Annotated in this window: 21 protein-coding genes and 1 pseudogene; 2 read left to right on the top strand and 20 right to left on the bottom strand. The window is 65.0% G+C overall.

The genetic code is table 11. The features are described from left to right. Nucleotides 1-59 precede the first annotated feature (59 nt). From ACH65_RS21195 to ACH65_RS13160, 13 genes are all read right to left on the bottom strand, one after another. Complete coding sequence (locus ACH65_RS21195) at nucleotides 60-509, bottom strand: DUF4189 domain-containing protein (protein WP_425478302.1); 450 nt, start codon at nucleotides 507-509, stop codon at nucleotides 60-62. 120 nt (nucleotides 510-629) lie between these two features. Continuing rightward, nucleotides 630-983 (bottom strand): DUF4189 domain-containing protein, encoded by a 354-nt coding sequence (locus tag ACH65_RS21190; protein ID WP_161805613.1) that lies wholly within the window; start codon nucleotides 981-983, stop codon nucleotides 630-632. 113 nt (nucleotides 984-1096) lie between these two features. Further along, the gene (locus ACH65_RS13210) at nucleotides 1097-2230 is read right to left on the bottom strand and encodes a TrbL/VirB6 family protein (protein WP_237561512.1); all 1134 of its coding nucleotides are present in this window, start codon (nucleotides 2228-2230) and stop codon (nucleotides 1097-1099) included. A gap of 89 nt (nucleotides 2231-2319) precedes the next feature. After that, the gene (locus ACH65_RS13205; protein WP_049623069.1) at nucleotides 2320-3210 is read right to left on the bottom strand and encodes a hypothetical protein; all 891 of its coding nucleotides are present in this window, start codon (nucleotides 3208-3210) and stop codon (nucleotides 2320-2322) included. A 22-nt stretch (nucleotides 3211-3232) separates the two neighbouring features. Further along, nucleotides 3233-5704: a VirB4 family type IV secretion/conjugal transfer ATPase gene (locus ACH65_RS13200; protein WP_049623068.1), complete on the bottom strand. Its 2472-nt coding sequence runs from the start codon at nucleotides 5702-5704 to the stop codon at nucleotides 3233-3235. 65 nt (nucleotides 5705-5769) lie between these two features. Further along, nucleotides 5770-6075: a VirB3 family type IV secretion system protein gene (locus ACH65_RS13195; RefSeq protein WP_049623067.1), complete on the bottom strand. Its 306-nt coding sequence runs from the start codon at nucleotides 6073-6075 to the stop codon at nucleotides 5770-5772. Continuing rightward, nucleotides 6068-6508 carry a TrbC/VirB2 family protein gene (locus ACH65_RS13190; RefSeq protein WP_064504862.1) on the bottom strand — a complete coding sequence of 147 codons (441 nt, stop codon included), beginning with the start codon at nucleotides 6506-6508 and terminating at the stop codon, nucleotides 6068-6070. The genes ACH65_RS13195 and ACH65_RS13190 overlap by 8 nt, the downstream gene beginning before the upstream one ends. Before the next feature lie 134 nt (nucleotides 6509-6642). Next, on the bottom strand, nucleotides 6643-7629 hold the full coding sequence (locus ACH65_RS21095; RefSeq protein WP_082190309.1) for a lytic transglycosylase domain-containing protein: 987 nt from the start codon (nucleotides 7627-7629) through the stop codon (nucleotides 6643-6645). Nucleotides 7630-7667: 38 nt separating this feature from the next. Continuing rightward, nucleotides 7668-8708 (bottom strand): P-type DNA transfer ATPase VirB11, encoded by a 1041-nt coding sequence (virB11, locus tag ACH65_RS13180; protein ID WP_049623066.1) that lies wholly within the window; start codon nucleotides 8706-8708, stop codon nucleotides 7668-7670. Nucleotides 8709-8726: 18 nt separating this feature from the next. Next, nucleotides 8727-9980, bottom strand: a complete 1254-nt coding sequence (locus ACH65_RS13175) for a TrbI/VirB10 family protein (RefSeq protein ID WP_082190308.1) — start codon at nucleotides 9978-9980, stop codon at nucleotides 8727-8729. Continuing rightward, entirely contained in the window at nucleotides 9977-10744 is a 768-nt protein-coding gene (locus ACH65_RS13170; RefSeq protein ID WP_049623065.1) for a TrbG/VirB9 family P-type conjugative transfer protein, read from the bottom strand. The genes ACH65_RS13175 and ACH65_RS13170 overlap by 4 nt, the downstream gene beginning before the upstream one ends. Next, nucleotides 10741-11685, bottom strand: a complete 945-nt coding sequence (locus tag ACH65_RS13165; protein ID WP_082190312.1) for a VirB8 family type IV secretion system protein — start codon at nucleotides 11683-11685, stop codon at nucleotides 10741-10743. The genes ACH65_RS13170 and ACH65_RS13165 overlap by 4 nt, the downstream gene beginning before the upstream one ends. 46 nt (nucleotides 11686-11731) lie before the next feature. Beyond that, entirely contained in the window at nucleotides 11732-12211 is a 480-nt protein-coding gene (locus ACH65_RS13160; protein ID WP_064504863.1) for a hypothetical protein, read from the bottom strand. 710 nt (nucleotides 12212-12921) lie between these two features. Here ACH65_RS13160 and ACH65_RS13155 point away from each other — a divergent pair. Next, the gene (locus tag ACH65_RS13155) at nucleotides 12922-13335 is read left to right on the top strand and encodes a phosphate-starvation-inducible protein PsiE (protein ID WP_049623063.1); all 414 of its coding nucleotides are present in this window, start codon (nucleotides 12922-12924) and stop codon (nucleotides 13333-13335) included. Nucleotides 13336-13654: 319 nt separating this feature from the next. Here ACH65_RS13155 and ACH65_RS13150 read toward each other — a convergent pair. The 7 genes and pseudogenes from ACH65_RS13150 to ACH65_RS19090 form a co-directional block, all read right to left on the bottom strand. After that, nucleotides 13655-13831 (bottom strand): annotated as a pseudogene (locus tag ACH65_RS13150) (alpha/beta fold hydrolase); the annotation flags it as partial. Nucleotides 13832-14118: 287 nt separating this feature from the next. Further along, entirely contained in the window at nucleotides 14119-15093 is a 975-nt protein-coding gene (locus ACH65_RS13145) for an alpha/beta fold hydrolase (RefSeq protein ID WP_082190307.1), read from the bottom strand. Nucleotides 15094-15187: 94 nt separating this feature from the next. Continuing rightward, nucleotides 15188-15700: a 2-oxo-4-hydroxy-4-carboxy-5-ureidoimidazoline decarboxylase gene (gene uraD, locus ACH65_RS13140; RefSeq protein WP_049623061.1), complete on the bottom strand. Its 513-nt coding sequence runs from the start codon at nucleotides 15698-15700 to the stop codon at nucleotides 15188-15190. Further along, nucleotides 15697-16638, bottom strand: coding sequence for an allantoinase PuuE (gene puuE / locus ACH65_RS13135; RefSeq protein ID WP_049623060.1), 942 nt, complete (start codon nucleotides 16636-16638; stop codon nucleotides 15697-15699). The genes uraD and puuE overlap by 4 nt, the downstream gene beginning before the upstream one ends. A 219-nt stretch (nucleotides 16639-16857) precedes the next feature. Then, a complete protein-coding gene (locus ACH65_RS13130) occupies nucleotides 16858-17205 on the bottom strand; it encodes a GFA family protein (RefSeq protein ID WP_049623059.1) in 348 nt (115 codons plus the stop codon). 763 nt (nucleotides 17206-17968) lie between these two features. Beyond that, entirely contained in the window at nucleotides 17969-18373 is a 405-nt protein-coding gene (locus ACH65_RS19095; RefSeq protein ID WP_082190306.1) for a hypothetical protein, read from the bottom strand. 70 nt (nucleotides 18374-18443) lie between these two features. Next, a complete protein-coding gene (locus ACH65_RS19090; protein WP_202594206.1) occupies nucleotides 18444-18953 on the bottom strand; it encodes a hypothetical protein in 510 nt (169 codons plus the stop codon). On the opposite strand from ACH65_RS19090, the gene ACH65_RS13125 reads away from it, so the two are divergent. Continuing rightward, nucleotides 18952-20022 carry an IS110 family RNA-guided transposase gene (locus ACH65_RS13125; RefSeq protein ID WP_049623058.1) on the top strand — a complete coding sequence of 357 codons (1071 nt, stop codon included), beginning with the start codon at nucleotides 18952-18954 and terminating at the stop codon, nucleotides 20020-20022. The genes ACH65_RS19090 and ACH65_RS13125 overlap by 2 nt on opposite strands. The last annotated feature ends 238 nt before the right edge of the window (nucleotides 20023-20260 follow it).

Below are 20260 nucleotides of genomic sequence, written 5' to 3'. Positions count from 1 at the left end.
TGCCTTCATCCCGAAGTACCCACATTGCGCTATTGGCTCCTACGGATTCGGCATCGATGCTATCGAACCCTTTCGGCGTAGCTGCACTTGCTATAAACGATTTTGCAGTCATCACTGTAACCGCATCCTTTCATGGCCATCTCTTCGGCTACATCTGGAGTTGCCCCTCCCGAGTAACCAAGCACCCCAGCCCCCCATGCAACGGCTGCACATTGGTTATGAAAAGAAAGGATGACTTTACAATTTTCCCCCTTTCCTTTTGAACAATATGAAAGCGCGGCGCTATCCGCGATAGACTTGCTACTTTGGCCCTCAACAGTACCCGCATCCCCCGTCTCACTGTCAATCGCAATAGCTCCCCAGCGATCCTCCCACAGAGCGTGAGGTTGAGCCACCCCAGCCCCCTGATAGTACGGAGAATTGACCTGATTCGGCGGAATGCAGGCTGGATTACCAGCCCCAGGAATGCCTGGGGCACACTGGGACCATGCCTCAGGAGCGCAAAACATCATCACTGAAACAATGACAAATGACGATCTCATGTCTAATTTCATCCAATGGAATCAAACCTATTGCTATAGCCATCATCTTCATGCCGAAGCCTCACTCCATAGTAAACCATCGCTTTACTATCGGACCCTTTCTGCGTAGCTGCATTTGCTATAGAAAATTTGACAGGAGCTTCCGCCTCCGCAACGGTTCATTGCGTCTTGCTCAGCCTCCTCTTGAGTAGGTGCTCCGGAGACATTTAACCTACCCATCCCCCACACGGCCGCTGCACATTGATTATAGAAAGCAAGCATCACCTTGCATTGGCTCGCCCCTGTCGAACCACATAATGCCAAGGCGATCTCGCGGGCCTTTTCCTTGCTCACCTGCCCTTCTGCGGTTCCCATATCCCCTGTTTTTGAATCATAAGCAATGGCCCCCCAGCGATCGGCCCATATTTGCCTATTATTGGCTCGCCCTCCATAACCGGGCATACCCGGCGCGTCAGGAGGGATGCAATTCCCCCCTCCCACATTGACCCCCGCTGCGCACTGCGCGCGCGCCATAGGTGTAAAAAAAAGTGCCATCAATACGAGTGCTGCAAATCTCATAGCCCTAACCTCACTTGATCTTTTTGCTTCATTATATCGGCAGATTCGGGTGCATTATGAGAACCCGGCGCATAGTTAACCACTGGTGAGGCTCCATGTTCCGATATACCAGGCCGTGCTTGATTAGGAGGCGGTAGGTACCCAGGCGTTCCCGGTGGCTGGCCATCACGGCCGATCTGTCCAAACGGCGAGTATGTCTGGAACTGCCCCAACGTCCCCTGGAAGAACGCCGCCGCCATCGGTGGCGTCATGACAATCAGGGTGGAAAGCAGCAAGCCGAGCCCGCCTTGCTGCAAGGCCATGCTGTTGATGCCGTCCGTGCCCGTGTCCATGCCGGGCATCAGGGTCACCAGGTATTTGGCCGTAAAGGCGGCCGTGACGGCCGTCATCATCTTCATGGCGATGCCCACCATCACGCTCAGCAAGGCCAGGGAAAACATCGTGCCTATGCCGTAGAACAGCCATTTGCTGAATAGCGATTTGGTCTGTTCGAACAGCAGACACATGATGAAGATCGGCCCGAACCCGATGAACAACGCCAGGGCGATCTTGTTGAGCAGCAGCATGGAGCCCGCTACGACGCTCGGGCCGGCAATGCCGATACCCGTGAACCAGCGGTCGCGGTCCTTGGCCGCCTCGACGGTATCGTCACCGCCCGTATCGATCGTATCGATGATCGCCATCGAGGCTTCCATGCCAGCGAGGTTTCTGTCGATGGATTCGTAGAGATTGCCGGAGCCATCGCCGGTGACGTATCGGGCGATGGTGCTGGACAAGCCGTCGCTGAGCGTCCAGTAAAGCGGCGAGGTCGCCGCCGCCACGCTGGTCGCCATGAACACGATCAGTACCGCGCGCAGCGAATCTCCCACCAGCACCATCATCGGCTGGCGGGATTGCCCCGTGACGATGCGAAAGCCCTGGAACATGATCCAGACAGTGAGCACCACGGTGGCCACGAAGCCGATGATCGTGGCTGACCGCGTCAACAGGTTCCATTGCAGGACGTCGATCTCGTCCCGGAGAAAGTTGTTGATCGTCTTGAAGAAGTAGAAGTTGGTCAGATCCCCGATGGGGTCGCCTGCCAGCGCCATCATCCTGATCCCCAACCCGCTGCCCATCGCATCGGCCATGGCTCAATATCCTTCATCTCGTAGCCGAATACCCGTAACGCCATGCGCAGGCACTCGTGCAATGCTTACAGTGACAATCTCAAGAAAGCTCACCAGCCCCAGTCGTTGTCGGTTTCGATGGAGAGCCTTTTCATGTTGCCGTCCGGCGTGGTTCGCTGCGCCTCCAGCGCCACCTTGAGAGCACCACCTGTCGTCAAGGCACCCAGAATTGATCCCAAAGTGACACCCCCTACTCCGGGAATGTCGATGCCCATGCCCGGGTCGCCCATCTGCCTGCCCGTGTTGGCACTGTCGGCCAACCGCGCCTGCTGGCTACGCAGGTAGCGCAGGTTCGCCTCGTAGGCGTAGTTCACCGACTGCATCTGCTGGCGGTCGAGCGCGATCAGGTTGTAGAGCGCGGTGAGCTTGTTGGTGTTGTCTTCCAGTTTGCCGAACTGGTTGGGGTCGCCGCTGGCGATGTTCTGCCGCTCCTGCAGCAACTGGCGCAGCATGTCGTCGCGCGTCTTGCTGATGGCATACATGGTCAGCATGTATTGGTATTGCGCGTTCTCGATGTTGACGATCTGCTGGCAAACGGGTTGCTGGGTCTGCGTTACCCGGCTGCAATGCGAGCCATCGTCCAGAACGGTGGAGTCGCCCGGCAGCACCTGCTTCGGATCGGCCACGCGGGCGCCCGGCACGGTGTTCTTGTCGAAGCTGCCGATGACGAATTTCTTGTTGATGCTGTCGAGATTCTTGTTGATCGTCTGCCCGCTGCCGTCTTCGGTGCTGCCCAAAACGTTGTTGATGTCGTCGGTGCGAGTGCTGATGTGGCCGGTGTCACTCTTGATGTTATCGAGCGTGCTCTCGGCTTGCGTGTCCTGCACCTGCCACTGTGCATGGGCCGCTGGGGCGGCCAGGCAAAGCGCCAGCACCAGCGCGCCGAGCAGGCGGCGCACGGCCGTGTCCATGGAGGTGCGGGCGTAAGCGAAGATGGCCATGGTTTTCTCCCTGCCTGAATAGTCAGATTCGTACCGTGCGGTGCGGCCGCGCCGCGTGGCTCGGGGCACCGGGCTTATGCTTGCCGCTGCCCTTGCGGTGCTCGTAGAAAAGGTCCAGCCACTGCTCCGGACGCAAGTCATCCGCGGCCACGCCCTCGGCGTCGGCCCGCTCGCGCAGGATCTGGTGCATGATCTCGATGTTGTCGGTGGAGGCCGAGATCACCGCGAGGGCGTCGTCCATGCCGCGCAGGTTGAGCTGGCACACCGACGAGGCGTGGCCCTGCTTGACCAGGAAGCGGCGGGAGCGCTCGTCCAGGCTCACCACCACCTGGTATTCGGCCTCGGTGAGCTTGAGCCCGTTGATGTAGTCCTCGCGGCTGGCGTTCGGGTTCGGCAGCAGGATCATGGTGGCCGTCTGCTCGATCAGCGCCGCCGCGATGTCGCTGGCCAGCGCGTCTTCCGGGCTCTGCGTGGCGAAGATGCCCAGGCCGTTCTGCTTGCGGATGGTCTTCTGCTTGTTCTTGGCGAACTCCTTCAGCCCGCCCTTGCCGTCGAGGATCTTCCAGAACTCGTCCATCACGTAGATCAGCGGCCGGCCGTCGATCAGCGCCTCCAGGCGGTGCAGCAGGTAGTTGATCACCGGCGCGCGCACTTCCGGGTTGTCGATGATGTCGGTGTAGTCGAAGCCGATGATGTTGGCCTTGGTCAGGTCGATGGTGTCGACGGGGTTGTCGAACACCCAGCCCAGCGAGTTGCCGGCCGTCCATTTGCGCATGCGGATGAAGAGGCCGTCGTCGCCCATGTTGGGCAGGCTCTTCTGGAAGTTGGTCATGTTGCGCAGGCGCATCGGCGTGTCGAGCATGTTCTCCACGGCGCGGAAGATGTCCTCCTCCTCCCGCGAGCTGTAGACGCTCTTGCCGGCCAGCACCTTGACCAGGTCGGCGAGGAACTGCACGTTGGCCTCGGTGCGTTCGCAGTGGAAGGGGTTGAAGCCGGTGGGCTGGCCGTTCTGCAGCGACAGGTAGTTGCCGCCGCAGGCGCGCACGAAGATCTCAGCGCCGCGGTCCTTGTCGAAGAAGAAGATGGTCGGCGAGGGCTCGAGTTTCTGCACCTGGCTGAGCAGGAAGTTGATCAGCGCGGTTTTGCCGGTGCCCGACTTGCCGATCACCATGGTGTTGGCGATGGCCTTCTCGCCGAGCGAGTTCTCGGCGGGGTGGGTGGCGTGGAAGTTGAAGTAGTAGGGCTGGCCGTTGGTGGTCTGCAGCGTGGTGACGCACTCGCCCCAGGGGTTGTTGTCCCGCTTGCCGGTGGCGAAGTTGTGCAGCGGCGACAGGCCGAGGAAGTTCAGCGAGCTGACGTTGGCGAGCCGCGTGCGGTACTTCCAGTTCGCCGGCAGCTGCGAATAGAACGAGGCGGTGACCGCCAGGTCCTCCTTCACCGAGACGAAGCCGGCGTTGGAAAGCTCCGCGCGCGCGGCGGCGATCTGCTGGGAGAGCACCTCCTGGCTGGGCGCGTAGAGGGTCATGCTGAAGTGGTACTCGCCCAGCACGAAGTTGCCGGAGGCGAGCTGGTCCATCGCCTGGTCCATCTCGGCGATCTGGCTCACCGCCTTGTCGCCGGAGGAGATCATCATGCCCTTGGTGCGCTCGAGCGCCTTGAGCGCGTCCTGCCGCCCCATCGGGCTAAAGGAGTGGGTGATGACGTACTCGAAGTCCAGGTACTTGAGGCCGTTCAGGATGCCCGGATACGTGCCGTCCATGTATTCCTTGATGTTGAGGATGGCGCCGAAGTGGTTGACCCCGTTGGGCGTGGTGAGGACGAAGTCGCCGGTCTTGGCGGAGAAGCGCTGACGGCTCACCGGCAGGTAGCCGTAGACGGGCGCCTGCAGCACCGGCACCGGCTCGTCGATGCGGTTGAGCAGGTAGCCGTAGAACTCCAGCACCTCGGAGAACACCACGCCGTTGGAGGCCTCGTACATGCCAAGCCGGTAGGGCGCGTAGTCCTTGAGCACCGCCTCCACGTTGCCGGCCAGCTCCTGGATGGTGGCGACGGCCTGGCTCTGCTCGGACTCCAGCCGGCCGAGGTCGGCGGACTTCTCCATGAAGCGTTTGCCGGCGACCACCGGGCGATAGAGCATCGTCAGGTACAGCTCGTTCTGCATCAGCTTCTGTTCCGACAGCGCGCCGTAGTACGCGTCGGACAGCGACTGGTTGAAGGCCTGCTCGAAATGGCTCTTGTCCTGGATGCGGCGCCGGCGCCGGACGTCGTGGACCCAGAATGCCACGTTGACGAAATCCGGCGCGCGCAGGGTCTGCAGCATGCGGTTGAAGGTGTTGTGCCGATGCTCCAGCTCCCACTCCTCCCGCCCCACGAAGGGCAGCCCGGCGAGCCGCCACACCATCAGGAAATCCCCGCCCGTGGTCTTGAGCACGGTCGGCGAGACATGCGTGGACAGCGGCACGAAGTCGCTGATGGGGGCATCCGGGGTGAACATCGGTTTCGACATCGTCTTCGATCCCAAGAAAGGCCCTGGCAAGGCTGCCAGGGCATCTGGCCGGCTTATCGCCTTGCCTTGTGCTCGCGGTAGCTGTTGGGCGTGAACACCCACATGCCGTCGTGCTGCGGCAGGTTCCTCACCCGCGTGCGGAACTGCATGCGCAGGCCCAGCAGGCGGAAGATCATCTCGTCGCGCCGCGCCATCTGGCGCATCACGAAGATCACCACCGGAATCATCAACAGGAACCAGAAGTTGGTGTACATCGCCAGCAGCAAGCCACCGCCCGCCCCCATGAAGAAAGGCACGTAAGGCACGCCCATGAACATGGGCGGGCGGGTGCAGCCGCGGAACAGGGCGTTTTTATGCATAGTGCTGGAGGTACTGGACCGCGGAATTCAGGGAGTGCATCAGCATGGTCGTGGCACCGCTGGAGGACTGGCATGCGGTGGACGAGCCACTGCCACTGCCGCCCACCACCATTTTCGCAACCTGGGCCGCGGCGCCGATCAACACGCCGCCGACCAGCACGGGAGCCACCTCGGCAATGCGCTTGTGCGCGAAGGCAATCTGGTAGCCGGAGAAGATGACGGCGACGGTCACCACCACGATCGACGCCGCGTTCAGGAGGCTGTTGATGTCCTGGAAGAAGGTGCAGACCTTGGTGTTGGTTTGGCTCAGCCCATCGTCGGCGGCAAAGGCCATCGTGGGCAGCAGCAGCGCCATGGCGAACAGCACGCACCAGGTCAGGGCCACGGCCGTGTTCTTGGACTGAAAGATCGACTTGTAGGTGTTCGGTGCCATCTCGATAACTCCCTCTTTTTGGACGATTCAAAAATTACGCGGCCGCCAGGGCGTGACCGCCTTAAGGCCGGCGGCGCCCTACACCGCCGGATTCACCACTGCGCACTCCATGGCACGGCCCTTGCCGCGCCCCCTCAAAACACGAATGCGTCATCGCGCGCCCCCTGACGCAAATCGGCCCGATCGACCGCCGGGCTCGACGGTGCGGGCGCCGCCGCAAGGGAGCCGGGCGCGGACGGCGGCGATGGCGAATCGCCCGGCCCCCGCACCTGTGGCACGAAGACCTCGTTGTTCGAAGCGGTCGCCGGCGCCGCGGCGACAGGTTGTGCCGAAGCACCCGGCGGCGCGGCCTGGGCGGTAGCGGCCATGGCCTGGGCGGCAGCCGCAGCTGCAACCGCAGCCGAACCCGATGCCGCCGACACCGGCGGCATCGGGGGGGCGGCAGCGGCCGGGGCTCCCACTACCGCCGCGCCAGTCGCGGCATTGGCGGCATGAGGCGCCAGCTCCGCCCCGACCGCAGGCGTCACCGCCGCCGCCGCCACGGTGTCCAGCACGCTACGCATGGAGATCCGGTACGCCGCGCTGTCGGCCGCCGCGGGCACCGCGCCCCTGGCGGCGGCGCGCGGGCTTGCCGGGGTGCTGCTCACCCGTTGCAAGGGGATCGCCATCGCCGCGCCGGCGTTCGCGCCACGGCTGATCGAGTCGTAGACCTTCTGCACGTAGCCGTCCTGGTAGCCCGTGACAAAGTTGCCCGAGTAGTAGCAGCTGAAGGACTTGCCCCAGTCGCCGCCCGAACTCGCGTAGCAGTCGGCGAGGATGCGCGCGCCAGCCGCGAGGTTCGGGCAGACCTCGAACGCCTTCTCGTAGGTGTCCAGCCCGTACTTGCCCAGGTTGGCGCGGTTCACCTGCGCGATGCCGAGCGAGAAGTTGTAGCCCCTGGCCTCGAGCATGCGCACGGTGGCCACCGCCTCGCCCAGGTTCTGCGGCTGGCGCACCAGCTGGCCGCCGACCACGCCGATGGCGAAGGGGTTGCGGCCGGACTCGACCGCGACGACGTGCTGCATCACCTCGGCCGGAACGGCCAGGTTCGGGCAAGCCATCATTTCCATTCCCGGTAGCACTTTCGACCTCCTTACCTTGAGCACCGCGCGGCGGACCGTTACCCGGCGTCCGCGGCGAACACGCGGTCCGGGTTGAAATCGATGCCGGTGATGTAGCGGCGCCCGGCATGCGCCTTGATGTGCACCACGATGTCGATGGTCATCCTCAGCAGCCGCTTGATGGTGGCGAACTCCAGGCCCGCGCCCTCCGACGAGGCCTTCACCATCAGCGCCAGCTGGTCCCAGGTCTGCTCGGTGCTGCCGGCGTGGCAGCTGGTGATCGAGCCGGGGTGGCCGGAGGCACAGTTGCGGATGAAGTAGAACGACTCGTCGCCGCGCAGCTCGGCCAGGATGATGCGGTCCGGCTTCATGCGCAGGCACGCCTCCATGCAGCTCTTGGCGGTGACGTTGCTGGTGCTCTGGCCGCCCTTCGAATAGAGCAGGTGCACCACGTTGGGCTGGTCGATGAAAAGCTCGCGCGCGTCCTCGATGGTCACCAGGCGCTCGTTGGCCGGGATGTGGTGCACCAGCGATTTCATGAAGGTGGTCTTGCCGCTGCCGGTGGCGCCCGAGACCACGATGTTCTTCTTGCTGAGCACCGCCTTGCGGAAGAAGTCGGCATAGCGCCGCGCCGCGCGCAGATTCAGCAGTTCGCGGTCGTGCTCGCTCACGCCGTGCGCGTCTTCCAGGACCTGGTCGAAGAAGCCGTCCTCCTGGTACTGCGCCAGCGTCTTGGTCTGCTTCGAGGGCAGGCGGATGGTGATCGACACGTTGCCCGCCTCGCAGGCAGGCGGGATCACGAACTGGGCGCGCTGGCCGGTGGGGAAGGTGAGCGACACCACCGGATCGGTGTCGGTGATGCGCTGGCCGGTGTTGCTCTCGTTGACCACCGCGGTGCAGAACTGCCGGGCACGCTCGAAGGTGAGCGTAGGCACCTCGACCCGGTGCCAGCTGCCGCGGGTTTCCAGGTAGAGCTCGCCGGGCCGGTTGACGCAGATCTCGGTGACCTCGGGCGAGGCCATGTATTCGCGGATGCCCAGCACCTCGTACTGGTAGTCCAGGAATTCGTTGGAGACCTCGGCCACGGTGGCGTCGCTCATGATCCGTCGCCCCGGCGGTCAGTAGCGGGCGACCACGCCGCTGAAATCCACGTCCTTGGCGACGTAGACGTTCAGCACCGTACCCTGGTTGATGGTCACCGTTGCCGGGCGGTTGGCGGCGCGGCGGACGGCCTGGTTGGCGAGGTTCTGCATGGTCTGCGCCGTGTTGCTCTCGTACGGCGTCTGGGTGACCACGCCATTGCTGATGGTGGTGTTGCGGGGGCCGTGCTCGGCCGCCTCGTACTTGAAGGCGTCGCTGAGCAGGCTGATCAGCAGGGCCGCGCCGATGCGGCTGCCCCAGTGCGCGGTGTAGTAGCCGGGATGGCCGGCGCCGCCGAGGTTGTCCACGCCCGGGCTGGACATGTTCACGTCGATGCCCGTGGGGGTGACGATGCGGTCCCAGATCACCGCCACGCGCGGGCCGTTCGGCTCCATGCTGTACTGGCCGAGCACCTTCGAGCCCTTGGGCAGCAGGAGGCGCTTGCCGTTGAAGGAGTACACCGGCTCGGTGACGATGCACGAGGTGAAGCCGGGGATGTCGGTGACGATGTGCGTCTCCAGCACGCAGCGGATGTACGTGCCGCGCAGCATCAGGGTGTCGGGATTGGCGAGCGGCTGCGCGGTGGACACCTCCGACAGGGGCTTGGCGGCATAGGCGCTGTTGGCCGGGATGGCGCCCGGGTCCGGCGCGCCGGGGAAGCCCGGCATCTGGCCATAGGGCCCCGGCATGCCCGCGCCGCCCGGCGCGCCGGGCGCGTACTGGCCATTGCCCACCGACTGCGCCGCGGCCTCGCCGGTCATCATGCGGCGCTCCATCAGGCTCGGCCCGCGCGGGCCGCGCGGCATCGACATCGGCCGCGTCTGGGCGGCCGTGGGCAGCGGCGGCGGCGCGGCCAGCGGGATCGGCTCGGGCTGCCGCGGCGCGGGGCGCGGCAGGGGCACGGGCTGGGGCTGGGGCGCCTCGGGCACGGTCACGGTTTCCTCGCGCGGCTTGGCCGGCGCATCGCCGCTGCCGGTCGCGCTCTTGAGCAGCCAGAACGCCACCACCAGCAGCAGCGCCACGATGCCCGCCAGGAAGCCCAGCGCGCGGAGGTTCATGCGCCGCACGTCGCTCGCCCTCAACTGCGGCGCGGCGGCATCCAGGTCGGGCGCGGGGGCCTGGCGGTACTGGGCGGAATAGGGGTTGCCGGCCAGCGGGTCGTGGCCGTCGGCCGGGGCGTCGTGGGGCGGCACGCCTTGCGCGGAGTCGCCGGGCTGATAAGGCGTATTCACTTTTGGGTATTCCTTCGCAGGCCCACGACGTTCTTGTCGTGACGGATGACCAGGTAGGGATAGGTGCCGTGGACGACGATGGTGTTGCCCTCGACGGTGGTGTTCACCACCGCGTCTTCGCCATGCTCGCGCTCGCGCATGTAGACGGCCGGGAAGTTCCCGGTGGGGAACTGCTTCATGTCGCTCATCTTGATGTAGGTGAATTGCCCGTCGTCGTAGACGTTGACGGGAATCAGCCAGGGCGCGGTCTTCCGGCGCGCCGCATAGTCGTAGTTGAAGTTGTAGTTGCGGCCCTTGACCAGCGAGGTGTTGAGCTCGGGCACCCGCGAGGCCTTGGCCGCCTCGCTCACGAAGCTGGTGTCGGCGGGATAGGTGAAGGCGATCTTGTACTGCACGCCCGCGTGGCGGGCCTGCTCCAGCGTCTTCCAGTCGGTGGCCACCACCTTCAGCTCGAAGATGTAGGAGTGCGTCGCCGTGCGGATCATCATGTTGGTGTCCACGTCGACGTTCTTGGGCTTGAGGTAGAACACGTTGTCGCGCCGGGTCAGCTCCCAGCCGCTGCTGAAGCCGGTGCTGAAATCGAGGATCTTCTCGTTCGGGCTGAGCTCGATCTCCGTGGTGATGCCCAGGCCCGTGCGCACCTGGTAGATGCGGTCGGGCTGGTATTCGTACGGCTGCACGGCCTGCGCGTGCGCGGCCACCGTCGCGCCGGCGGCGATCAGCCAGGCGGCGCCGGCCAGGGCCAGTCTGCTCGGTCGATTCATCGGCGGCCCACTCCCTTGGCGGCGTGCGTCGGCGCAGGCGCGGGCGCGGCCGGGCCGGTGGTCTTGGCGTCGGCCTGCTCCGGAACGGGCGGCGGCGGCGGGGAAGCGCTGGCCTGCGAGGCACCGTCCACGCCGGGCACTGGCGCGGCAGGCGCCTGCTGCGTGTCGTACTGCGCCTCGGCCGGGGCGGGCGGCGAGACCTGCACCGGGTCCGGCGGCGCCGTGGCGTAGTCGTTGTCCACGCGGTAGCTGGTGACCTGGAAGCCGAGCGGGTTCTCGACCCGGTACTGGTCGTCCATCTTGAGGTTCGGCTTGTAGGCGAAGGTCAGCGTGGCGATCTTGCTGTCCATCGGACGGGTCGCGCCGGTCAGCTTCTCGTAGAGGTTGCGCTGGAAGCGCACCGTCGCGCCCTTGGGCACCACGCCCGGGCCGCCGCCCACGAACACGATGCTCAGGATCTTCACGCGGATCGCGCGGTCCCGGCCGTAGAGCTTGTACGGGCTGTCGGGGTTGTTCTGCGCGAACTGGCCCGTGTACGCCGCGGCGACGCCGGACGAGGACATGGTGAGCACGGTGGCCCAGTCGCGCAGGTTGATCGTGGCGATGTCGTAGGACTCGCGCGCCAGCACGAAGTGGGCCACGTTGCTGCGGTTGATGGCCTCGCTGGTGGTGATGCGGCGGTTGGTGAAGTCCTCCGTGAGCTGCGCCACGGTGCTGGTGCCGGTGTAGGCGTCGGCCATGACGACGTAGGGCACTTTTTCCTTGAGCGGCAGCATGTAAAAGTAGCCGCCGGCCAGGATCAGCGCCATCACGATGGCGCCGAACGCCACCCACCACGCGCGGCGCTCGCTGCGCCGCGCGACGTCCGCAATGGTCAATTCGAAATTGACCGACCTGGCAACGGCCTCGTCGATTTTCTTGCCCGAAGATTTAGTGAGCATCAGCGTCAACCCAATTCCATGATCGCGTTTGCGGGTGTTTTATCCGTCATTTCGAACCCGCCGCCGCGCTGGGTTTCGAGGCGCTTTTTGCCTGCCCGCCCGCCACCGCCGTCGTCGACGCCGCACTGGCCTGCCTGGCCAATATCTGCCGGCCGTTCACCGTAATGGAAACGCCTTGCGCCGCATAAATGGAATTCAATGCCTCCGCCGCCGCATGAATATCCGTGGTGCGCAGCTGGGACACCGGTTTGTACAGGGTGAAATCCGAAGCGAGCTGATAGGAAAGCTGCATGTCGGAGTCTTTCGACCAGCGCGCCAACATGGTTCTCAACGTGCCGTCCATGGGCGAGGCATAAAACGTATAAGGCCGGGCCAACGGGATCTCGGTCGGCGCGTCCTGGAACCGGTTCACCGGCCGCCAGGCGCCGCCATAATCCTTCGCCGCTGGGGCTCCACAACCCGCCAGGGCAAGCACAGCAAGCGATACGGCCCCCAACGGGGCACGATGCAGGAAAACTTTTTTCACGTCGCACTCGCAAATGAACAGCTTGATTGAAGCCAATCTTTACGCACAGGCCCGGGCCTTTTGCCCGGACACGACAAAATCACCGATCCGTATCAGTGATAAAGGCCGTCATGAAAGGCATTGCCCATCCGGAGGGAGGGCAACGCGAGCAATATCGGGAGTGGATTTGGCGAATGCCGCCGAGGAAGGGGATGTACAACGCACGCCGTAATCGGCCGCGACACCCGCGTGAAACAAAATGTCCATATCCATATCGACTTCCTGTCCAGGCAGACGCAAATCCGCGTCGCCCGAATCGCAAAACGTAAAAACGATTGCAAGAATCGCAGGCCCAATGCGCTGGCGCTCGGCGGAGCGCGCGCATCCCCTCGGGTCTAATCCCCTATCAGTTAACTTAGCTTCATGATCGCGGCCCTGCCAGTACGGGGAGCCCTGGGTGATGTGATGGTTTTCACGTATTGAACATCCCGGCCGGGGAGGCTTCCGTTTCCGGACGTAACACCCATGAAAACGGGCGGGCATTTATGTCGATGCCAAGTGAAGAATTCGTATGGCCGCGCGCCTCTGCGACAGTCCCCGCCCCAGCACGCGCGGCGGCCACACCGCCATGGTCCATGCGGCGGCATATCGTCGCGTGGAGGCGGTTCTTCATCGGTGAGGCAGTGGCGCTGTGGTATCCATCCGGCAAACGTCAGCCGTGAAGGTCTTGCATGACATCCAGCCGCCACGCCCTGCTCGCCAGCCCCATCCGCCTCATCGAGAAGCTGGGGCTGGCGGTGATCCTGGTCGCCACCATCGTCGCCGTCATCCTCGAGGTCGTGGCGATGTGGCGGCTGCGCACGGTCGGCGTGGCCGACCTGCTGCTGCTCTTCATGTACCTGGAGCTGATCTCGATGGCGGAGATCTACTGGCGCATGGGCAAGCTACCGGTGCGCATGCCTCTGTACATCGCCATCGTCGGCATCGCGCGCCACCTGATGACCGAGCAGCAGGACGGCTCGCCGTGGGACATGCTCGCCGGTGCCGGCGCCATCGTGCTGCTGAGCGCCTCGGTGCTGATCGTGCGCTACGGCCACCTGCGCTTCCCGTATCCCAACAAGAACGACGGGCACCCGGACCAGTAGCACGAGTAGCACGCGGCCGGAGCGCGCCGCTCGTCCGGGTGGGCACGGCACGGCGATCGCTCCCGCGAGCGACGGCACCCAAGTGCCGGCATCGGCGCAGGCCGCCGGGAGGCATTGAATAGGCGCCGGGGAAGAACGCTTCGTCGCACTCGCCGCGGGCGACGGCCTTCAGGTAGCCCTCGACCGCCTGGCCGCGGCCCTGCCCGAACAGCTCCCTGGCGTGAGGCCATCGAGTTCGGCGATGCCGTCATCGCTCCACCAGGCCACAGCCTCCGCACACGGTCCGGCTCGATGGCGCCGGCGCGTTGCAGCAGAGGGTGCCGTTGCGGCGCCGGTCGTGCGCAATCGCCCGGTAGCCGTGCTCGGCCATGAACATCAGCTGCGGGTCCCACGCATCGGCCGTCAGCGGCCAGCCGTGCGAGAACACCACCGGCTGGCCCTTGCCCCAGTCCTTGTAGAAGATTTCGGTGCCGTCTCGGGTCTTGATGCTGCTCATGATGGATGCTCCAGCGAAGTGAGTGAGCCGGCGTTGAGACAGGGCGTCTGCGTGCCGTCTGGAGCTAAAGGATGCGCACGCCTGCGGCCGGGCAACACTGACAGGCCTGCACGTTCGTTCTGCAAAAATGTGCGGTGGGCCGCCAGCCGCGATGGACGCGCCGGGCGCACACCGGCTGCGGCGGCCGCTTGTCGGTGCCGGCGCAGGCCGGTTCGTCGATGGCGTGTGCGGCGTGCGCGACCTCCGCTGAAACACCGCGGTGGCGCCATGCACGCCACCACGCCCTGTTACGGCTCCACCAGGAACGGCTGCAACACCTTGAGGAAGGCCGCCGGCGTCTCGATCATCGGCGCATGGCCGCTGTCCGGCAGCGTCGCCCATTGCGCGCCGGGAATGCTGCTGCGGTAGGCGCGGCCGAACGAGGACGGAATGAGCTGGTCGTGCTCGCCCCAGATCACCAGCGTGGGGATGCGGATGGCGCCCAGCTTGCCGTCGATGGCCTCGTCCAGCAGCGCGGGGTTGTTCATCACCGAGCGGATCGTCCAGCTGTCGCCCTTGGCCAGGCTCCAGGCGAAGCCGCGGCGCAGCGCCTCGTCGCTGGCGTAGGAGGGGTCGTGGAAGATGCGCGACAGCAACGCCTGCTGCCCCGCCAGCGTCGCCCCGGACGGCATCGCCGAGGCCCCGCCCGGCTTCTTCTCGAACAGCGCGCGAAAGCCCGCCGCATCGCACAGCACCAGCCGCGAAGGCTTCGGCAGCACGAAACTGTCGCCGCCCGCGTGCTCGCCCTTCAAGGCCTGGATGGTGTACTGCGCCGCGATCCAGCCGCCCAGCGATTCGCCGACCAGGGCGAAGTCGCCCACCTGCTTCGCGCGCAGGAACTCGCCGAGGAAATCGACCCAGGTCTGGATGGTGTAGTCGATGAACGGCTTGTCGGAGCCGCCGAAGCCGAGCTGGTCGAGCGCCAGCACGCGGTGCGTGGCCGCCAGCGGCTTCATCACCCGCCCCCAGTCGCCGCGCGCGCTGCTGCCCAGGCCGTGCACCAGCACCACGGTGGGGCCCTGGCCCAGCTCGTAGTAGCGAATGGTGGCGCCGAACACCTGGAGGCTCTGCGGCGGCGGCAGCTCGTCGGCCGGCGCCGTGTCGTGGCTGGCCTCGCGCGGGCGCTGGTCGGCCCAGGCCGGCGCGGCGAGGCCGGCCAGGCCCAGCAACAGCAGTACGGCGCAGGCGCCCAGCCTGCGAATCGGTGCACGACGGTGGCGCATCACGTTTCCCCTTTCACGTTGCCGCCATGGCGGCGGGCGTCGATCCATGCCCCGCGAGTACCGGGCCTCGTGGCGGCCCGGCTCACCCGCTTCATCAAGCCTCACTCACCGTCGCCGCCAGGCGCAGCGCGGCGATGCGCTCGATCTGCGCCAGGCACTCGGCCTGCTCCACTTCGGTGGGCTGCGCCGCCCGCTCGCGCAGGGCGGCGAGGATGCTCGCGCGCGTGTGCCCGCGCACGGCGAGGATGAAGGGGAAACCATGGCGCTCGCCGTAGGCGCGGTTGAGCGCGGTAAGTTCCGCGAACTCCTCCGGGCTGCACTGGTCCAGCCCCGCGCCGCGCTGCTCGCTGGTGGAGGCGGCGGTGAGTTCGCCGCGCACCGCCGCCTTGCCGGCCAGCTCCGGGTGGGCGCGGATCAGGGCGAGCTGCGCGGCTTCGCCGGCCGCGCGCACCACTTCGCACATCGCCGCGTGCAGGGCGGCCACCGAGCCGTATGGACGTCCATCCGCCGCGCCCTCCGCCACCCACGGCGAGTGCTCGAAGATGCCGCCCAGGGTTTCCACGAAGGCCGCCTTCGGCAGGGCGTTGAGTTCGGACAGCGCGATCATGCCTGCTCCTGGCACGGGTGGCGGGTGCGCCAGTGCTCGGCGATCTCGATGCGGCGGCACACCCACACGCGCTCGTGGCGCTCGATGTGGTCGAGGAAGCGTTGCAGCGCGCGGAAGCGGCCGGGCCGCCCCAGCAGGCGACAGTGCATGCCGATCGAGAACATCTTCGGCGACGCCTCGCCCTCGGCGTAGAGCACGTCGAAGCTGTCGCGCAGGTAGGTGTAGAAGTGCTCGGCCGTGTTGAAGCCCTGCGGCGTGGCGAAGCGCATGTCGTTGCTGTCCAGCGTATAGGGCACCACCAGGTGCGGTCGGCGCTCGCCGCCGGCCACGGTCACCTCGGTCCAGAACGGCAGATCGTCGCCGTAGTAGTCCGAGTCGTAGGCGAAGCCGCCGTGCTCGGCCACCAGCCGCCGCGTGTTGGGGCTGTCCCGCCCGGTGTACCAGCCCAGCGGCGCCTGGCCGGTGAGGCGGGTCTGGATCTCCACCGCGCGGCGCATGTGCTCGCGCTCGGTGGCCTCGTCCATGTCCTGGTAGTGGATCCAGCGCCAGCCGTGGCAGGCGATCTCGTGGCCCAGCTCCACGAACGCCGCGGTGGCCTCCGGGTTGCGTTCCAGCGCCATCGCCACGCCGAACACGGTGAGCGGCAGGCCGCGCCGCTCGAACTCGCGCAGGAGGCGCCACACGCCCGCGCGCGAGCCGTATTCGTAGATCGACTCCATGCTCATGTGCCGCGCCGGGTACGCCGCCGCGCCAACGATCTCGGAGAGGAACTGTTCCGAGCCCGCATCGCCATGCAACACGCTGTTCTCGCCGCCCTCCTCGTAGTTCAGCACGAACTGCACCGCAATCTTCGCCCCGCCCGGCCAATCGGCGAAGGGCGGCGTGCGGCCGTAGCCGATGAGGTCGCGCGGGTAGTCGGACGAGAAATCCTGGGGCATGCGGCACTCCGTCAAGGCAGGCAATGCCGCCCACTTTACGGGGAACGGGCGGGCCCGCAATGGCGCAGGGGCGCGGCGTCGGGTCTCACCGCGGGCAGGTCCGACTGGCGGCCTGCGCCGCCAGCCTGGATGCCGCCATCGGCAGCACCATCGTGGCAGGGCGGGAGCGGGCCAGCTTCGGCGCCGGTAACCGCTTGAGCCTGCGCCCCGGAACAGCCGTTATATGGAGCGGCCGTCGTAATGCGTCACCGGCACGGCCGCGAGGTCCACCTCCTCCAGGCAACGGATGTTCACCGCCGCCATGCGGTTGCCCTTCGGATCGGTGCCCTCGGCATACGGATGGATGCCACACTGCGGACAGAAGCGATGTTTGATGCGATGCGTGTTGAACTCGTAGACGCGCGAAGCATCCTCCGGCGTCAGCAGGTGCAGCGCCTCGCGCGGCACGAACCACAGCAGCGAGCCCTTGCGCTGGCAGATCGAACAGTTGCACGCCAGCGCACTGGCGATCTCGCCTTCCACCTCGAACGCCACCGCGCCGCAGTGGCAGCTGCCTCGGTATTTCATCGTTCCCCCCCAGTCCGCCAGGCCGCACGGAACCCCGCCGCGCCTTGCGCGCCGGTCGACATCCCATACCGCCATATGCGCGACCGCGAACGCCGGCGTCAAGGAACACCGCAGCGCTGAGGCACTCTGAGAGGTGTTCACGATCCTGCCGCCGACGCGCGCCGAAGTCATGTGGGAGCGCGCCTTGCACGCGACCGTCCGGCGCACCTGTTTGGAGGTGAGAACAATGAGCCGAACTTCTCACAAATCTCGGATCGAGATGGAAGTTGGTTCATGCAACTTAATGATGCTGGCTTTTAAGCGGTGGCGTACCCGTCCGCCTTGAACGAGATGTTAGGTGCCCTTCGCAGAACTTTTGTTGTGCAAGAACAATCCAACACGATAAATTGCCAACATGGCAAAGGCAATTGCAGCGGCCCGGAAAAGCCATGGACGCTCTGGCAACTCAAACGCCAACCAAAGAGCACCGATGGCCCACCAAAAGAACAACCAAGCCTAGGATCTGCGCGAGCCGGACAGAAAAGAGTAAGGCGATGCATGGAGATGCAATGAGAAGAAGCCCGCTGCCGGTTGCGTATGCGCTGGACTGACCCTCGATTACAGAACCTGAAGTTGCCATAGCCAAAACGCCCGTACCGGCCAGGGCAAGGACAACGCCAGCGGCAAACAGGAGCACTTTGACGATTTTGCCGAGATGCATTCCTTGAGCACCTAACGACTTAATTAAGCCGAGCCGCGAAGCGGCTTCGGCTTGAATGAATTGTTAGGCCTTGCCGATGATTTTGTCACGGTACTCAGCCCATGCATGAAGTCCGGAAGCGGGATCTGATGATTGCTCTAGGAACGATCCACTGCTGCAATCAATCGCTTGCCAGCGATTGCTAATACAAAGATTGACAATAACGGGAACCACGGTCGCCGAGGCGCGAACGTGGAGCATAAATCCAGTATTTGGCTCGTCAATACCCATGTTGAACTCAATGGAGCCGACGGGAGAGTCATAGGTGCCCCAGGCCGGATCAGTCCAATCAGTGCCAGGAAAAGCGGAAGAGATAGCGCTTTGGACCTCAGTACGGGTTCCAAGCGGTAGGCATGTCTCATCCTCTGGTATTTCCTCAATGGAGGAATACTGCCGGCTGAAACGCTGAATGGATACGTCCCAACTCATTGCACTCTCCAGTAAGGCCTAACGCCTGAGTTAAGCCGACCCGCGAAGCGGGTTCGGCTTGAATGATTTGTTAGGCACCACCCGCGGTGGGTGGATCAAACTGCCAGTCTGTAGGAGACCCATATAAAGTGCCATCGTCGTCTTGTACCTTGCCACCCAGAGCATGAGCAATCTGTAGCATCTTTTGGTAGAGGGCGGTGTCTGGCCACTTTGTACTGATGTTGCCTTGGAACCAATCTAGCCACGGCTCCTCATAGGCGGACTTTCCGTGCCAGCGCGCAAAGTGCTCGCCCTGTGACGTGTCGAGTGAAAGCTCCGGGTCTGATTGGATGTAGGACAGCCACTCACCAGCAGTGATGGGTGAATCCTCATTCTCTGCCCAAAACTCGGCGCGAGTAATGTATAGCTCAACTCCCATGAACTCTCCAGTGGTGCCTAACGTCTGAATTAAACCGAGCCGCGAAGCGGCTTCGGCTTGAATGAGTAAAAAGGAGGCTCCCCGTCCTTGCGGATCACCGCTCGGTCTTTGAGGACCATGATGGCTTTCGTCATCGGTATGTCTGGAGGAGGAGTCTCCCATGAGCACTATAACCATCGGCGTGGACCTGGCAAAACAGGCATTCTCGGCATGCGAAATGGACGCGGGCGGCGGGGTCCGCCAGCGCAAGGATTTTCGCCGCGACGCGTTCTCGGCCTGGCTGGCGCAGCTGCCGCCCGGCACGCGGGTGGCGATGGAAGCGTGCAGCGGTGCGCACCATTGGGCGCGGCGGTGCGAGGAGTACGGATTGACGCCATGCCTGATCGCGGCGCAGTTCGTAACGCCCTTCCGCAAGCGCCGTTCGACCAAGAACGACCGCAATGACGCCGAGGCCATTGCCACCGCGGCGCGGCAGGGCAACATGCGCTTCGTGCCGGTGAAGACGGTCGACCAGCAGGCGCGGCTGTCCTGGCACCGGGTGCGCGAGGGCTACACGGCCGAAGCCCTGGCGACCAGCAATCGCCTGCGCGGTTTGCTGGCCGAGTTCGGCGTGGTGGTGGCGCAGCACGATCCCGCCCTGCGGCGTGCGCTGGCCGATACGTCGGTACGATCGAGGTTGCCGGCGATGCTGCTGGAACTGCTCGATGACGTGGCCCATCACTGGCAACAGTTGCGGGATCGCATCGCGGCCTGCGATGCGCGCATTGCGACCCACGCCAAGTCCGACGAACGCTGTGCCCGGGCGCAGCACATCATCGGCGTCGGCCCCCTCACCGCCGATGCCATGATCGCGACAGTCGGAGCGGCGCGCGAGTTCAAGAACGGACGGCAGATGTCGGCCTGGCTCGGGCTGACGCCGACGCAACATTCCAGCGGGGGCCGCAGTCGATTGGGTGGGATCAGTTGCCGCGGGGATGGGTACCTGCGGACGCTGCTGATCCAAGGTGCCCGCAGCAGCCTGCAACGGGCCCAGGCGGTGGCGCGCGAGAAGGCCACGCCCGAGCAGATCTGGATCAAGGACCTCGACGCCCGCTTGCCGTTCGGCAAGATCCTGGTGGCCATCGCCAACAAGCATGCGCGGCAGCTGTGGGCGATGCTGGCGCGCAACGAGGCCTACGACGCGCAGGCGTGGCTCAAGCACCCGATGGTGCAGCGGCCGCGCAGCAGGTAGCGGCCCATCGCCGCCTGACGCAAACGAACACATTCAACGCCAGAGCGAACAGGTAGGCAACCGGTCAGACCGACCCGAAGAGAGCCTGACTAACAAGATGGCGTCATCCACATGCGGCGGCTGATCCCCGCGCATGGGCGACACCGATGAATGAGCGAGGCCTTCGGGTGCGGTTTTTACCCGGGTCCGGGACAGCACCATCGCCCCAACAAGACCGATTACGGAAATGCAGTCTGGC

The organism is Frateuria defendens (assembly GCF_001182895.1).
Classification (GTDB): Bacteria; Pseudomonadota; Gammaproteobacteria; order Xanthomonadales; family Rhodanobacteraceae; genus Frateuria_B; species Frateuria_B defendens.
The sequence above is the reverse complement of the archived record's forward strand: the minus strand, read 5'-3'. Positions and strand labels throughout refer to the sequence as shown.

What these genes read in the sequence shown, in the direction of transcription:
- ACH65_RS21195 (WP_425478302.1), bottom strand. Translation starts at nt 509, where the DNA reads ATGTTTTGCGCTCCTGAGGCATGGTCCCAGTGTGCCCCAGGCATTCCT.
- ACH65_RS21190 (WP_161805613.1), bottom strand. Translation starts at nt 983, where the DNA reads ATGCCCGGTTATGGAGGGCGAGCCAATAATAGGCAAATATGGGCCGAT.
- ACH65_RS13210 (WP_237561512.1), bottom strand. Translation starts at nt 2,230, where the DNA reads ATGGCCGATGCGATGGGCAGCGGGTTGGGGATCAGGATGATGGCGCTG.
- ACH65_RS13205 (WP_049623069.1), bottom strand. Translation starts at nt 3,210, where the DNA reads ATGGCCATCTTCGCTTACGCCCGCACCTCCATGGACACGGCCGTGCGC.
- ACH65_RS13200 (WP_049623068.1), bottom strand. Translation starts at nt 5,704, where the DNA reads ATGTTCACCCCGGATGCCCCCATCAGCGACTTCGTGCCGCTGTCCACG.
- ACH65_RS13195 (WP_049623067.1), bottom strand. Translation starts at nt 6,075, where the DNA reads ATGCATAAAAACGCCCTGTTCCGCGGCTGCACCCGCCCGCCCATGTTC.
- ACH65_RS13190 (WP_064504862.1), bottom strand. Translation starts at nt 6,508, where the DNA reads ATGGCACCGAACACCTACAAGTCGATCTTTCAGTCCAAGAACACGGCC.
- virB11 (WP_049623066.1), bottom strand. Translation starts at nt 8,708, where the DNA reads ATGAGCGACGCCACCGTGGCCGAGGTCTCCAACGAATTCCTGGACTAC.
- ACH65_RS13170 (WP_049623065.1), bottom strand. Translation starts at nt 10,744, where the DNA reads ATGAATCGACCGAGCAGACTGGCCCTGGCCGGCGCCGCCTGGCTGATC.
- ACH65_RS13165 (WP_082190312.1), bottom strand. Translation starts at nt 11,685, where the DNA reads ATGCTCACTAAATCTTCGGGCAAGAAAATCGACGAGGCCGTTGCCAGG.
- ACH65_RS13155 (WP_049623063.1), top strand. Translation starts at nt 12,922, where the DNA reads ATGACATCCAGCCGCCACGCCCTGCTCGCCAGCCCCATCCGCCTCATC.
- ACH65_RS13145 (WP_082190307.1), bottom strand. Translation starts at nt 15,093, where the DNA reads ATGCGCCACCGTCGTGCACCGATTCGCAGGCTGGGCGCCTGCGCCGTA.
- uraD (WP_049623061.1), bottom strand. Translation starts at nt 15,700, where the DNA reads ATGATCGCGCTGTCCGAACTCAACGCCCTGCCGAAGGCGGCCTTCGTG.
- puuE (WP_049623060.1), bottom strand. Translation starts at nt 16,638, where the DNA reads ATGCCCCAGGATTTCTCGTCCGACTACCCGCGCGACCTCATCGGCTAC.
- ACH65_RS13130 (WP_049623059.1), bottom strand. Translation starts at nt 17,205, where the DNA reads ATGAAATACCGAGGCAGCTGCCACTGCGGCGCGGTGGCGTTCGAGGTG.
- ACH65_RS19095 (WP_082190306.1), bottom strand. Translation starts at nt 18,373, where the DNA reads ATGAGTTGGGACGTATCCATTCAGCGTTTCAGCCGGCAGTATTCCTCC.
- ACH65_RS13125 (WP_049623058.1), top strand. Translation starts at nt 18,952, where the DNA reads ATGAGCACTATAACCATCGGCGTGGACCTGGCAAAACAGGCATTCTCG.
- ACH65_RS19090 (WP_202594206.1), bottom strand. Translation starts at nt 18,953, where the DNA reads ATGGGAGACTCCTCCTCCAGACATACCGATGACGAAAGCCATCATGGT.